12 protein-coding genes and 1 tRNA gene are annotated in these 12,990 nt (G+C 56.1%); 10 read left to right on the top strand and 3 right to left on the bottom strand.

Annotated features, from left to right (window positions below; all coding sequences use genetic code 11):
• Window positions 1-27: 27 nt before the first annotated feature.
• A complete protein-coding gene (locus HMPREF2625_RS04860; protein ID WP_004005341.1) occupies window positions 28-732 on the bottom strand; it encodes a winged helix-turn-helix transcriptional regulator in 705 nt (234 codons plus the stop codon).
• A 494-nt stretch (window positions 733-1,226) separates the two neighbouring features.
• Here HMPREF2625_RS04860 and HMPREF2625_RS04865 point away from each other — a divergent pair, with 494 nt between their 5' ends.
• Together HMPREF2625_RS04865 and HMPREF2625_RS04870 are read left to right on the top strand one after the other, a co-directional pair.
• Window positions 1,227-1,904: a heme-binding beta-barrel domain-containing protein gene (locus HMPREF2625_RS04865; protein ID WP_070522366.1), complete on the top strand. Its 678-nt coding sequence runs from the start codon at window positions 1,227-1,229 to the stop codon at window positions 1,902-1,904.
• A gap of 111 nt (window positions 1,905-2,015) precedes the next feature.
• Window positions 2,016-3,224 carry a CAF17-like 4Fe-4S cluster assembly/insertion protein YgfZ gene (locus HMPREF2625_RS04870; protein ID WP_070522369.1) on the top strand — a complete coding sequence of 403 codons (1,209 nt, stop codon included), beginning with the start codon at window positions 2,016-2,018 and terminating at the stop codon, window positions 3,222-3,224.
• A gap of 95 nt (window positions 3,225-3,319) precedes the next feature.
• Here the strand turns inward: HMPREF2625_RS04870 and HMPREF2625_RS04875 are convergent, their stop codons facing one another.
• Both HMPREF2625_RS04875 and HMPREF2625_RS04880 read right to left on the bottom strand, forming a co-directional pair.
• The gene (locus tag HMPREF2625_RS04875; RefSeq protein ID WP_070522372.1) at window positions 3,320-4,351 is read right to left on the bottom strand and encodes a 6-phosphofructokinase; all 1,032 of its coding nucleotides are present in this window, start codon (window positions 4,349-4,351) and stop codon (window positions 3,320-3,322) included.
• A gap of 546 nt (window positions 4,352-4,897) precedes the next feature.
• Window positions 4,898-6,097 carry a pyridoxal phosphate-dependent aminotransferase gene (locus tag HMPREF2625_RS04880; protein ID WP_070522374.1) on the bottom strand — a complete coding sequence of 400 codons (1,200 nt, stop codon included), beginning with the start codon at window positions 6,095-6,097 and terminating at the stop codon, window positions 4,898-4,900.
• Window positions 6,098-6,483: 386 nt separating this feature from the next.
• Between HMPREF2625_RS04880 and HMPREF2625_RS04885 the strand changes: the two genes are divergently transcribed.
• The 8 genes from HMPREF2625_RS04885 to HMPREF2625_RS04920 all read left to right on the top strand — a co-directional run bounded on the left by HMPREF2625_RS04885 (window position 6,484) and on the right by HMPREF2625_RS04920 (window position 12,685).
• A tRNA-Trp gene (locus HMPREF2625_RS04885) sits at window positions 6,484-6,556 on the top strand.
• A gap of 69 nt (window positions 6,557-6,625) precedes the next feature.
• Window positions 6,626-6,907: a preprotein translocase subunit SecE gene (secE, locus tag HMPREF2625_RS04890; protein ID WP_004005336.1), complete on the top strand. Its 282-nt coding sequence runs from the start codon at window positions 6,626-6,628 to the stop codon at window positions 6,905-6,907.
• Between the two features lie 92 nt (window positions 6,908-6,999).
• The gene (gene nusG, locus HMPREF2625_RS04895) at window positions 7,000-7,701 is read left to right on the top strand and encodes a transcription termination/antitermination protein NusG (protein WP_070522378.1); all 702 of its coding nucleotides are present in this window, start codon (window positions 7,000-7,002) and stop codon (window positions 7,699-7,701) included.
• Window positions 7,702-7,935: 234 nt separating this feature from the next.
• The gene (locus HMPREF2625_RS04900; RefSeq protein WP_004005334.1) at window positions 7,936-8,481 is read left to right on the top strand and encodes a peptidoglycan recognition protein family protein; all 546 of its coding nucleotides are present in this window, start codon (window positions 7,936-7,938) and stop codon (window positions 8,479-8,481) included.
• A gap of 396 nt (window positions 8,482-8,877) precedes the next feature.
• Window positions 8,878-9,306 carry a 50S ribosomal protein L11 gene (gene rplK, locus HMPREF2625_RS04905; RefSeq protein ID WP_004005333.1) on the top strand — a complete coding sequence of 143 codons (429 nt, stop codon included), beginning with the start codon at window positions 8,878-8,880 and terminating at the stop codon, window positions 9,304-9,306.
• Between the two features lie 122 nt (window positions 9,307-9,428).
• Entirely contained in the window at window positions 9,429-10,133 is a 705-nt protein-coding gene (rplA, locus tag HMPREF2625_RS04910; RefSeq protein WP_070522381.1) for a 50S ribosomal protein L1, read from the top strand.
• Window positions 10,134-10,491: 358 nt separating this feature from the next.
• Window positions 10,492-11,475, top strand: a complete 984-nt coding sequence (gene tehA / locus HMPREF2625_RS04915) for a dicarboxylate transporter/tellurite-resistance protein TehA (protein ID WP_070522384.1) — start codon at window positions 10,492-10,494, stop codon at window positions 11,473-11,475.
• A gap of 82 nt (window positions 11,476-11,557) precedes the next feature.
• Window positions 11,558-12,685 carry an ABC transporter ATP-binding protein gene (locus tag HMPREF2625_RS04920; protein ID WP_070522387.1) on the top strand — a complete coding sequence of 376 codons (1,128 nt, stop codon included), beginning with the start codon at window positions 11,558-11,560 and terminating at the stop codon, window positions 12,683-12,685.
• The last annotated feature ends 305 nt before the right edge of the window (window positions 12,686-12,990 follow it).

Below are 12,990 nucleotides of genomic sequence, written 5' to 3' on the forward strand. Positions count from 1 at the left end.
GAAAAAGAAAAGTATTTCGCCGCGCCGTTAGTCTTCGGCAGAAGGGTCATGATGCGTATTCTGCGCGTGGAACGAATACCCCACGTTGCGCACCGTGGTAATCATCTGTTCGTGCTCAGAACCGAGCTTTGAGCGCAGCCGGCGAACGTGCACATCGACCGTGCGAGTGCCGCCATAGTACGAGTCGTAGCCCCAGACCTCCGAGAGTAGCTGCGCCCGCGAAAATACTCGCCCGGGATGCTGGGCCACAAACTTCAAAAGCTCAAATTCCTTGAAGGTCAGGTTGAGTGCCGCTCCATTCAGATGCGCCGAATAGGTTTGTGCATCAATGACCAGATTGCCGATGCGGATAATCTGCTGGCTGCGATCGTCTGTATCTTTGAGCTCGGGTGCCGTAACCAACAGGCGCAGGCGAGCATCCATTTCGGAGGGCGAAGCCTGGTCCAGCACAATATCGTCCACCTGCCACGAGGCGGAAACAGCCGCCATTCCGCCCTCGGTCAGGACAATCATGAGCGGGATGGTGATCCCCGCGGTCTTCAAAAGCTGGGCGGTATTGCGTGCTTTGAGCAGATTTTGGCGCGCATCCAGAATAACAATATCGTGTTCCGTGCCGATAGTACTCAGGGGCGAATCGAGGGGAAGCTCTATCACACGGTGGCTGAGCAGGCTGAGGGCAGGAATGAGTTCTTGCGCTCGCGGCGCATCGCTCAGTAACGCAATGCGGTACATACACCCTCCTGAATCTGCAATCCTTACTCGCACGGTTTTGTACTATTTTACTCATGCCTTTGTGTGCTCTTCGGGCACGGTACCTTCAACGGCGCTAAAACACGCAGCAACGACGTGTGTTAAAGTTATTTTTACCCAGGGGAAGAGCGCCGTGAACCGTGCTTTAGCTCAGCTATCTATGGTATTTTTAAGGCATGGACAACATCTTGTACTTAGAGATCTTCTTCATCTGTTTGATGGCTCTCATCTCGGTATGCATCGCCGTTGGTGCATACGCAGTACTTAAGGGTCTCTTCGCAGGGCAGAAGTAGAGCGTAAAATTTTTTGAGCCGAGGAAGGCTCACGGTGCCCCCGGTTAACGCTGAGGCACCCCAGGAGGGGTGTGCAGCAGACAGTGCCGGGGGCTTTTGCATACCCGGCGAGTGCATCCCAGCCTATGGCGAAATAGCCCACGTTTTGAACTGCTGACCGCAGAAAACGCCTAGAATAGGGGAATGGCAATTGAAATCCCAACCAACCTAACCCCTGAGCTCGTTCCCTTCGCATGGCTTCTGGGTACCTGGGAAGGTACCGGAACCATGTGGTATGAAGGGCAAGAAAATACTCCTTTCGGGCAGATTATTAACTTCACACAAGACGGTCTGCCCTACCTGGAATACCGCGCCGAGTCTTTCCTGCTCGACGATAACGGACAAAAGCTGCGCCCTATCACCATCGAAACCGGCTTCTGGCAGATCGACCGTCCCCTCACGGATGCCGACGGCGGCTTTGGGCTGGTTCCCAAAGATATCGTCCCCGCTTTTGCCAATGCGGAATCGGTTGAAACTCTGCGCAACGAAGACGACGGATTCAATCTGATCGCCACCATCGCGCACCCCGGTGGCATCAGCGAGAACTACGTAGGCATGATTAAGGGCCCGGTTGTGCGCATGCAGACCGGTAACCTGCTGCGCGACGAAATCTCGCACGACTACGCCGGATCCGTGCGTCTGTGGGGGCTTGTGAACGGCAACCTCATGTGGGACTGGGAGATCGCCGATCAGGAAGGCAACCTGCATAAGCACGCCTCGGCGGAACTGCGCAAGACCTCTTCCATGAGCGGCGATTCGCTGGGTACAGGCATGTTCGGTTCCCTTGATGACGGCGCAGAAGAAGACTCTGCCGAAAACTAGGACTACTCCACGCAGAGTAAAACCCGCATACCCGCCGTTCCGCTGCGGTGTGCGGGTTTTGCAGACCGTCTGGCCGCCACTCACGATAAAAAACAGCACGAGAGGAACATCATGAGCACCGCCGAAAATACCGCCGCCGATGCGCCTGAATACACCCCCACACTCAGCCCCCTCATGCAGGTACACGGTGCCTTCGCCGCAGACGGCCCGGATACGGGCATCGCGGCGCATTACGGCAACCCCCTCGCCGAACAGCGTGCCCTAGCCCGCGATCGTGGAGCCACAACGGGAGAACCCGTAGTTGTGGACCGTTCCTCCCTCGGTATCGTGAGGGTCTCCGGCCCCGACCGCGCCAGCTGGCTCACCTCCCTCGCATCCCAGATTTTGACCGACATGAACCCGGGGAACAGCCGCGAATTTTTGCTGCTCTCCCCGCAGGGACGCATCGAATATGCACCCGCCGCCGTCGAGGACGGGCAGGCGCTCTGGCTCATCGTCGAGGGTGCACAGGCGGAACCGCTGACCGACTACCTGAACCGCATGAAATTCATGCTTCGCGTCGATATTGAGAATATGAGCGGAGAGTACGCCGTTATCGAGACCGCCCGAAACCCGCGCGGGGAACAGGGCGCTATCCATCCGGTCTTTGCGGATGCCCTGATATGGCGCGACCCGTGGACGGCACTCGTCGAAGGCGGCTACCACTACAGCGCAACGCCTGATGCGCATCCCGGCACCGACTACGAACGGTACCTGAGCATTATTCCCCGCGAAAAGCTCGCCACCCTCACGGAAGGCGCTCAGCTGGCGGGCGTCTGGGCGGCGGAGGCACTGCGCATTGAAGCCTGGCGCCCGCGCGCAGGTACCGAAATCGACAATAAAACCATTCCGCAAGAGCTGGACTACACCCGCACCGCCGTGCACTTCGAGAAGGGATGTTACAAAGGACAAGAAACCGTCGCGCGTGTGCACAACCTGGGGCATCCGCCGCGCCGCCTCGTCTTTCTCGACCTTGATGGCTCTGAGCACACCCTGCCCGCAGCGGGTAGCGAACTCTTCGTAGAGGACAAACCCCGTGCGGTGGGGCGCATCACCTCGGTGGCGCTGCATCACGAGGCGGGCCCCATAGCGCTCGCCGTCATCAAGCGGGCCGTAGACCCCGCGGCACCTCTGCGTGCGGTAGATACCAGTGAGGCTTCAACCGATGAAGCCCCAGCCCCTGCGACCGAATATGCCGCAGCACAGACCCTCATCGTCTCTCCCGAGGCTGGCGAAATCGCCCGTAAATCCCTTGCGGGGCAAGATTTCCTCAGGCGCTAACGAACCTGCGAGCATAGAAAACGCGGGTGCCCGGTCAGAAACACTCTGACCGGGCACCCGTTGCGTTCTGTGATAGGCGGACTGCCGCCAAACCCTTAGCGGCCGAAGAGAACCGCAGCCTCGTTCCAGCGCTCTCGCGGTACCGACTTGAGACCGTCCAGAGCCTCCTCAAGGGGAACGTATTTGATTTCGGTGCCCTGAACCGAGACCATCATGCCCCACTTCTTTTCGTGTACCATATCAACGGCGCCCATACCCAGACGGGTCGCCAGCACGCGGTCGTAGCCGGTGGGTGCGCCGCCGCGCTGAATGTGGCCCAGAATAGTGTTGCGGGTTTCGATTCCGGTGCGTTCCTCAATCTCCTGGGTGAGGTATTCACCGATACCGCCCAGGCGGGGGCGACCGTCCTTTTCCGTGCCCTTATTGGCCAGAACCTCGTCAAAGCCTTCGGGAATAAAGCCCTCGGCAACCACGACAAGCGGGGAACGGCCACGATCGTGCACTTCTTTCACCCAGTGGCAGATTTCGTCCATTGAAACCTTGACTTCGGGAATCAGAATAGCGTGCGCGCCTGCAGCCATGCCGGAGTGCAGCGCGATCCAGCCTACGTGGCGGCCCATCACTTCGGCAACCATGCAGCGGTGATGCGATTCGCCGGTGGTACGAATGCGGTCCATAGCCTCGGTCGCAATAGAAACAGCGGTGTCGAACCCGAAGGTGTAGTCGGTGGCGCGCAGATCGTTATCAATGGTCTTGGGCACACCGACGACGGGCAGACCCGCATCCGCCAGACGTTTGGCACCGGCGAGAGTGCCTTCACCGCCGATGGCGATAATGGCGTCAATCCCGTGGCGTTCCATCATAATTTCGATGTTTTCGGGTCCGCCGTTAGGGCCGTCGAAGGGGTTGGTGCGCGAGGTACCGATAATAGTGCCGCCGCGGGACGCCAAACCGCGTACCTTCTGGCGCGGAAGGTCCATAAAATCGCCTTCGACTACGCCACGCCACCCGTCACGAAAACCGACGAATTCGTAGCCGTACTTCTTGACGCCATTGAGAACTGCGCCGCGGATAACGGCGTTGAGACCGGGGCAGTCGCCTCCGGAGGTAAGCAGACCGATTTTCATGATGGCTCCTTATGTCTGCGCGTGTTGGGTGTTCTGCGCGTGGGTAAAAATATGGTCTCCGCCAGCGTCGTGCAGTGGATGCGCGAGCTCGGGAGACCATCCTCTTAGATACTATTTTAGCCGCGTTTGGGTTATGTGGGTAGCTGTGGAATTACTTGTGTTTTGCCACGAAACGGCATTAAAGTTCAGGTTTTAAATACTCAAAGCGCGGAAAAGCGTCTTATCGGAAGAGAACTGTAGACGAGTTGGTATTTCAAGGCTGCCGAGAGAGTGTGTGGTATCTGGGGTGTAACCCAGAAAAGCAAGACATTGGGCAAGAAAGCCGTTTCTCTGTTCGCTCCATAACCAAGGCGCGGGTAATAATCGCGATCATGAGAGAACGTTCAGTAAAAGCCTTGAGCCCCTCAGCCTGAACCCCCTAAGCATATGCGAGGCACCCGCCGGACTTTGCGTAGAAGTCATAACGGGTGCCTCATGCACGAGATCGTATGCGGTGCGATCAGAAGCGCTTAACCGCCTCTTTCGAGAGCCGCGAAAACGCTAAGCTTAGTGTGCGGAACCGAGCAGCTTCTGCAGGCGGGCAATGCCTTCCGCCAGGTCGTCGTCGCTCAGCGCATAGGAGAGGCGCAGATAACCGCTAGGACCGAAAGCCTCACCGGGAACCACCGCAACCTCCGCCTCTTCAAGAATGAGCTCGGCGAGTTCGGCAGAGGTCTGGGGGCGTTTGCCCGCAATTTCTTTGCCAAGAAGCCCGCGCACATCCGGGTAGGCGTAGAAGGCGCCCTTGGGGCTGGGGCAGTGAACCCCGTCGATCGCGTTTAGTCCGTCTACAATTTTGGTGCGGCGGCGGTTGAATGCGGCATGCATTTCCTCAACGTCATTCTGCGATCCGGTGAGAGCCTTTAGAGCCGCACGTTGCGCGATATTGTTCACGTTCGAGGTAAGGTGTGACTGAAGGTTAGAAGCCGCCTTGACTACATCTTCGGGCCCGATAAGCCAGCCCACGCGCCAACCGGTCATAGCGTAGGTTTTCGCCACGCCGTTGAGAATAACGCAGGTATCGGCAAGTTCGGGAACAACCTTGAGTATAGAAACGGAATCAATGCCGTCGTAGGTCAGGTGTTCGTAAATTTCATCGGTCAGCACAAAGACGCCTTTTTCAAGCGCCCACTGGCCGATCGCACGAGTCTCCTCCTCGGTGTACACCGCGCCGGTGGGGTTAGAAGGCGAGACAAAGATGAGCGCTTTCGTCGCTGGGGTGTATGCCGCCTCCAGCTGTTCGACGGTGACCTTATAGTCCTGGTCGCTTCCGGCAAAAACCTCGATCGGGTTGCCGCCCGCCAAACGGATGCACTCGGGGTAGGTTGTCCAGTACGGGGCAGGGAGCAGAACATCGTCGCCGTCATCGATCACGGTAGCGAAGGCTTCATAGACCGCCTGCTTACCACCGTTTGTAATAAGTACTTGAGAAGGATCGACCTTAACGCCAGAATCACGCAGGGTTTTATCCGCGATAGCCTGTTTGAGCTCGGGCAGACCCGAGGCGGGGGAGTAGCGGAAGTTTTTAGGATCATTGAGGGCTTCGCGGGCAGCATCAACAATATGTGCGGGCGTAGGAAAATCGGGTTCACCGGCACCGAAACCAATTACGGGACGTCCGGCTGCCTTGAGTGCTTTAGCTTTGGAATCGACGATGAGGGTTGCTGAGGGTGCGATTGCGCCGATACGGCTGGATATGCGCGCCATATGTGAATGTACTCGCTTTCATAGTTATTCCGCCGTGCGCCTTCGAGAGGGCTCTACGCGGCAGGCGGAATCGTGAAGTATCTCTCCTAAAGTGAAACTCGGCGGTGCGTGTGTGAGGCACGTCGAGCCCTTCTTATAAGCATAGAGAACATTGAGGGGGTGGAGAAAGTGTATGTGCAAGATTTTTTGAGTACGAAACCCGAAAAGCACAAAATATTGCCTCCAGTACTGTGTAGAAAGTTGCCAAAGACGCGGGGCTTAGGATAGAGTTATGTCAGCGCCCCATGAGGGTGTTTTAGTTTGCCTCCTCGTGGGCCCACGGCTACGAGGCATTCGAGGATGTAAACATGTGGAGTAATCCACGACCGACGAAGTTTATGCTTCGAAGGGCGGTGGCTCAATTGGTAGAGCAGCGGTCTCCAAAACCGCAGGTTGCAGGTTCGAGTCCTGTCCGCCCTGCTAGTGCCTCGATGAAGTGTTCTGGCATCGTATAGGATGCGCAACTAGACGTAGAAAGGGGCAGCGAAAATGGCTAAAACTGCCACTGTGAAGACCACAGATACAGATATTTCTGATGACGTTCAACCTGGCGTCTTTGGTCGTATGTTCCGTTTCCTCCGCGAAGTTATCTCGGAGTTGAAAAAGGTTACCACCCCCACTCGCAAAGAACTCGCTATTTACTTCTTTGGCGTTCTCTTCTTTGTCGTTTTCATGATTTTGTTCATTTCGGGGCTTGACTGGGTTTTCGGTCAGGGATCCTTCTGGGTATTCGGTAACGGAACTCTGTCACCTAATCAAGGCGGGCGATAGTCTTCATAAGGCGCATCCGCGCTTATACCCGTACTATTTATTGAGCCCCCGGTGTGGGGTTAGATTCACGATGTAAAGAAAGTAGGAGCGACGTGTCCGAGCAGGAACAGGTACCCGAACTTGAAGAGACTGAGTCAGTCGAGGCAGAAACCGCCGATGCGCCCGTCGCTGCCGAGAACGCACCCGATGAGAGCACTGTAAGCCCTCTCGAAGAGTTCAAAGCGAAGCTGCGCCGCCAGATTGGCGACTGGTACGTGGTGCACACCTACTCGGGTTACGAGAACAAGGTGAAAACCGGTATCGAGACCCGCATCCAGAACCTTGAGGCCGAGGACGAAATTTTCGAGGTTCAGGTTCCGATGGAGACCGTCGTCGAGTACAAGAACACGGTCAAGAAGACTATTCGCCGTGTGCGTGTTCCCGGTTATGTGCTGGTGCGTATGGATCTGACCGACCACTCGTGGGGCGTGGTGCGCCACACTCCCGGCGTAACCGGTTTCGTAGGTCAGGATGCATACAACCCGGTGCCGCTGCGCATGGATGAAGTTTTCGACATGCTCCTGCCCGTGTTCGAGGAAGACCAGCAGAGCAAGGGACTGCCGACCCCGCAGCCCGTAGTGGAATCCGATTACACGGTGGGCGAGAATGTGCGCGTGAAGTCCGGCCCGTTCGAGGGCATGGATGCTACTATCTCCGAGATCAAGCCGGAGTCGCAGCAGGTCGTAACCCTGATTTCGGTCTTCGAGCGCGATACTCCGGTGACCCTGGAATTCAACCAGATCGAAAAGATCTAATCTTTTGTTTTTCACTATATGAAAGGCTCTTTATATTGAATAAAGAGCCTTTCATTATGTTTAAGAGAACTCTAAAAATTTAGGATACTCACCGAATAAACTTTACATATCAGCATGATAAATTCCTTGCATCTGGAAGGGTGAAATGGCAGGGTGGGTAGTGTCTGCCATAGAGAATACTCCCGCCTTGAAAATCGCTTCGCCATGTGAGCGGACAGAGATAAGGAGAAATAGATGAGTTATGAGCTTTTGACGAACCGTAAAACCGAGAATCGTCATAAAAATTACCGCCAGGTCAACGATATTTTCTTCCTTGTTGTTCACTGGTGGGATGATAAAAAAGGACTGTCTTTTGATAGCAATGTGAATTTTTTGTGCAAAAATAACAATAAAGTTTCCGCACACTATGTTTCGGAGGGCGGTCGCGTAGCGCAGATCGCAGAAAACGAGGATGTAGCGCTTCATGCGGGTAACTGGAATATGAACGTTGCCTCAATCGGAGTCGAGAACCGCCCTGAGGCCGACTCCGATGACTTTGCAACCCTTGCCGAACTTATCGTAGATATTGAAACCAAGATTGGGCATACCCTCTATATCATCGGACATCGGGATGTCGTTAGTAGGTTATGTCCCGGCGTGTACTATCCCCGCATTCCAGAGCTGATTAATCGTGTAAATACCATCAAATCTCAGCGCGGAAACGCTCCTGCTCCTTTGACCGAAGAACAACGTGCAGATATGCTTTCTCGACTGCAAAACATTAAAAATAACCCTGGGTAGCTGTAATCGTGAGCGGTGGTGGAAGCCCCATTTTCAATGCTCACCGTGCTTTAGTCGTAACATCATGCTCATAGACACGAAGGTGTACCGTTGTCCGCAAAAACGGTACACCTTCGAGTTCTGTGATAACCAAGAGTTTTCCTGAACCTGCGTGCACTCCAAGCTAACCAGGTCAGGTGCGCACTTCGTCTCTGCATCCTAGAGAGCAAGCCCTCGGCTAAAAGGCTCGTTGCAAGAAATTCCGGTGGATTTAAAGCTGCTTTAACGCTAGAATATTCGTTTGTGTATGCGCATGCTCACGCTTTCATGCGCCCGCACGGGTGACCGCGCCACGGTCACCGTCTGCTGGCGTACGCTCCTGTACGTCAGTTTCCCAGCTAAGAAAAGGACCTAACATTGGCTCCCAAGAAGAAGGTCACCGGCCTTATTAAGCTGCAGATCCAGGCAGGCGCCGCTAACCCGGCTCCGCCCGTCGGCCCGGCACTGGGCTCGCACGGCGTGAACATCATGGAGTTCTGCAAGGCATACAACGCTGCTACCGAATCGCAGCGCGGTAACGTGATCCCCGTTGAAATTACCGTATACGAGGATCGTTCCTTCACCTTTATCACGAAGACCCCTCCGGCTGCTGAGCTTATCAAGAAGGCTGCTGGCGTTGCTAAGGGCTCGGCTGTTCCCCACACCACGAAGGTTGGTTCTATTACCGAGGCTCAGGCACGCGAAATTGCTGAGACCAAGATGCCCGACCTGAACGCGAACGACCTAGACGCCGCAACTAAGATCGTTGCCGGTACCGCTCGTTCCATGGGTATTACCGTCGAGTAATTAAGCCGTTTTCGGCACCGCGGTTTTCCGCATTTTAACTTGTAAATGCCCACGTTTGAGCGTGGGATGTGGCAGAGTCGAGCGCGGCTCACGAGACCACAACTGCATAAGGAGATAAGCAGATGGCAAAGCGCAGCAAGGCGTACAAGGCGGCTGAAGCCAAGATTGAAGAGGGTAAACTCTACACCCCCGCTGAGGCAGTAGCCTTGGCGAAGGAGACTTCCTCCGCTAAAACTGATGCAACCGTTGAGGTGGCTCTGCGCCTCTCGGTTGACCCCCGTAAAGCCGATCAGATGGTTCGCGGCACCGTGAACCTGCCCCACGGCACCGGTAAGACCGCTCGCGTGGTTGTTATCGCAGCTGGCGATAAGGCTGCCGCAGCTGAGGCAGCGGGCGCTGACTTCGTGGGGTCGGACGAACTGATCGCTAAGATCGCTGGCGGCTGGACCGACTTCGATGCGGCAGTTGCAACCCCCGATATGATGGGCAAAGTTGGTCGCCTAGGTAAGGTTCTGGGTCCCCGTAACCTCATGCCGAACCCCAAGACCGGCACCGTGACCATGGACGTTGAGAAGGCTGTTGCAGACATCAAGGGCGGTAAGATCGACTTCCGCGTTGATCGCAACTCGAACCTGCACTTCATTATCGGCAAGGCTTCCTTCTCTGCTCAGCAGCTGGAAGAGAACTTCAACGCCGCTCTGGAAGAGATCAACCGTTTGAAGCCTTCCTCGGCTAAGGGTCGCTACATCTCGAAGGCTACCGTTGCGACCACCTTCGGCCCCGGTATTCCGGTTGATCCCGCATCCGTAGTTTCGGCTGCAGCCTAAGGCTGGGATTCTAGGAAGCCTGTGGGCTTCTCAGACGTGAAAGAACCCGTCGCCCATGCGTATTGCACGCACGGGCGGCGGGTTTTCTTTATTCTGGCACCGTATCCCACAAGATTTGTAGAAGAACCACCCAGCCTGAAGCAGGCTTAGAGGAACACGCTTCCGATCCATATTTCCGCTCCCATGGTATTTCCCAGCGGTTCTGCCGACATATCTATTCTGGATGAAGCCGCCGGGAATAAACGGAGCTTCTTTCCCCTTATGTTTCGTGGCGTTAAAACGCTGACACACGATCTTCGCATCGCTCTCGAAGGGGCGAGCGCCGCCGTATACTGTGCATATACCCCGGGAGGATTACATGAGTACTGCCGCCGCGCATTCCGTACCTTTGGGTACGCCCACCACCACAAAACCGTTCCCTATTCCAACGAGCTACTTTTCGGTGGCGCTGGGAACGAGCGCGCTGGGGCTGTCGTGGCGGTACGGTGCCACCGCACACCTGGTACCGTCCTGGGTAGGGGAGAGCATACTGGCGCTCGCCTCGGCAACCTGGCTGGCGCTGATCGCGGCGTTTGCCGTCAAACTTATAACCCGTCGCGATGCGCTCCAGAGCGAACTTCGAGACCTCGTGATGTGCTGCTTCTTGGCGCTGGTTCCGGTCACCACCATTGAGGTTGGGATATCCGCGTACCCCTATGCGGCACCGCTCGGGTATGCATTGATTCTTATCGGTGTGCTGGGGCAGCTGGCATTTTCGATGTATCGCACCGCCGGGCTTTGGCGTGGAACGCACACGGTTGCGGCTACAACCCCGGTCATCTACCTACCAACGGTTGCCGCGAACTTTGCCTCCGCGTCCGGGTTAGGGGCGTTGGGGCACCACGACTGGGCGATGCTGTTCTTCGGTATGGGTCTTCTCTCGTGGTTTAGCGTGGAGGCTGCAATCCTGGGCCGCCTGCGCACCGAACCTGCATTGGATCCTGCAGTACGCGGCATTATAGGGGTTCAGCTTGCCCCTCCGTTTGTGGGCGGTAATGCCTATCTGGCAGCTAATGGCGGGCACGTGGACTGGGTTTTCCTAGTGCTCACGGGTTACGGGGTGCTTCAGCTGCTGTTCCTGCTTCGCTTAGTGCCGTGGGTTCTCAAAGCCGGGTACACCATGAGTCTGTGGGGATTCTCCTTCGGATTGGGCGCTATGGCTGGCACCGGAATGCACCTGGTCGCGGTTTCTCAGCTCGTGCAGCTCGGCTGGGCGCTGTGGATTCTTGGCACCGTACTGATCGCGGTGCTTTGGCTCGGGATGCTGATGCTGGCGATACGCGGCAGGCTTTTAGTGCGGTAGCTTCATCGAACACAGATCCTCAGGAACGTGCGGGCTGTGGCGCTGCTTTTCGGGTAGAATGCCGGGAGGTCATAATAGAAGCATGACAACTCAAGGTTCAACACCTCAGCCTTCCTCAACGACGACTCACGGGGGGCTTCAGATTCGTGGTGTCGCGAAGAGCTTTGGAGCGGATACTCATGTTCTGCGCGAGATCGACCTTGAGGTGGAGCCGGGCGAGATGGTGTCGCTGGTGGGCGCATCCGGAACCGGTAAATCTACGCTTTTGCGCATTATTGCGGGGCTTGAGGAAGCCAACGCCGGGCGTATTACCTATGCGGGTCAGCCGTTGAGCGCCGGGCAAGTAGGGTTCGTTTTTCAGCACCCGATTCTGTACCCGCATCTGTCGGTTCGTAAGAATATTCTTTTTCCAACTACCCTGCGCGGCTACCGCCAAAAGGTCGATAAAAATTACTATACGGATCTTATGGATGCGCTCCAGATTGGCGAGCTTCAGCACCGCAAACCCCAGGAACTCTCAGGCGGGCAGGCGCAGCGTGTGGGTATTGCGCGTGCCCTCATTCGCAAAGCACCTGTGGTTCTTTTCGATGAGCCATTGGCGAGTGTTGATGAGGAACTGAGCGCAAGTATTCGGGTGGATATTGCGCGTCTGCACGCCGAATACAGGTTCACGGGGCTGTACGTGACGCATGATCAGAATGAGGCACTGCAGCTTGGGCAGCGCGTGGCGGTCATGGACGCCGGGTACCTGGTGCAGGTCGATACTCCCGAGCATCTGTTGGCAAATCCACATACGCTGCAGGCGGCGCGGCTGATAGCAGCGCCAGCTCTGAACGAACTGACTCTCACGGAGGGGCAGCATCTTCCGGAAGGGGCTTCGCTCTATGTGCGTGCAACCTCGCTGCGGCGTGTAGAGAGCATTGTTGAGAACCCCACAGAGAATACGATACCGGTGCAAATTCGGAGCGTACTCCCGCAGGTGGGCGGCACACTCTACCGTGCTGTAACACAGGCAGAGGTGACTTTATATGCCGCGTCGCATGACGGTTCGGCGCGAGTTCCTCTGCAGGTTCCCGGTGGGCAGCCCCTCGAATTTTTTGAGCCGGATGCGCTTGCCCTACCCGTCCTTACATCGGGGGAACGGGTACAGGTGCAGGTTCCTCCGCATCGCTGTTTTATCTTTGCCGACGGCACGCGGCACTATCTGTAAAGCACAAGGTCCTAGAACTTCACCGGCCTCATGGGCATAATGAGCTAAAGCAACCAATTGTTTTTATGAACGACAGGCCAAAGAATGATTTTTCGCATAGGTACGCTTTCTGGGAAGGAAGAACTTGCTTTTGCCGATTTAACCTGTCATGATGATTAGACCAAAGACCGCCGGTCTAGAGCTATGTGCTGTGCAAATTTCGGTATCTTACTGTCACGAAATACAGCATAATCTCTGATAAGAGCAGATTTCCTATCGGGAAATCGCCGCCCGCGCAGGTGCCCGATGTGACAGTTGCATCCTAT

It is taken from the genome of Rothia sp. HMSC064D08, from assembly GCF_001809525.1.
Classification (GTDB): Bacteria; Actinomycetota; Actinomycetes; order Actinomycetales; family Micrococcaceae; genus Rothia; species Rothia dentocariosa.

Coding starts and splice junctions, on each gene's coding strand:
- HMPREF2625_RS04920 (WP_070522387.1), top strand. CDS start 11,558: ATGACAACTCAAGGTTCAACACCTCAGCCTTCCTCAACGACGACTCAC.
- HMPREF2625_RS04860 (WP_004005341.1), bottom strand. CDS start 732: ATGTACCGCATTGCGTTACTGAGCGATGCGCCGCGAGCGCAAGAACTC.
- rplA (WP_070522381.1), top strand. CDS start 9,429: ATGGCAAAGCGCAGCAAGGCGTACAAGGCGGCTGAAGCCAAGATTGAA.
- HMPREF2625_RS04865 (WP_070522366.1), top strand. CDS start 1,227: ATGGCAATTGAAATCCCAACCAACCTAACCCCTGAGCTCGTTCCCTTC.
- HMPREF2625_RS04880 (WP_070522374.1), bottom strand. CDS start 6,097: ATGGCGCGCATATCCAGCCGTATCGGCGCAATCGCACCCTCAGCAACC.
- HMPREF2625_RS04870 (WP_070522369.1), top strand. CDS start 2,016: ATGAGCACCGCCGAAAATACCGCCGCCGATGCGCCTGAATACACCCCC.
- tehA (WP_070522384.1), top strand. CDS start 10,492: ATGAGTACTGCCGCCGCGCATTCCGTACCTTTGGGTACGCCCACCACC.
- HMPREF2625_RS04875 (WP_070522372.1), bottom strand. CDS start 4,351: ATGAAAATCGGTCTGCTTACCTCCGGAGGCGACTGCCCCGGTCTCAAC.
- secE (WP_004005336.1), top strand. CDS start 6,626: ATGGCTAAAACTGCCACTGTGAAGACCACAGATACAGATATTTCTGAT.
- HMPREF2625_RS04900 (WP_004005334.1), top strand. CDS start 7,936: ATGAGTTATGAGCTTTTGACGAACCGTAAAACCGAGAATCGTCATAAA.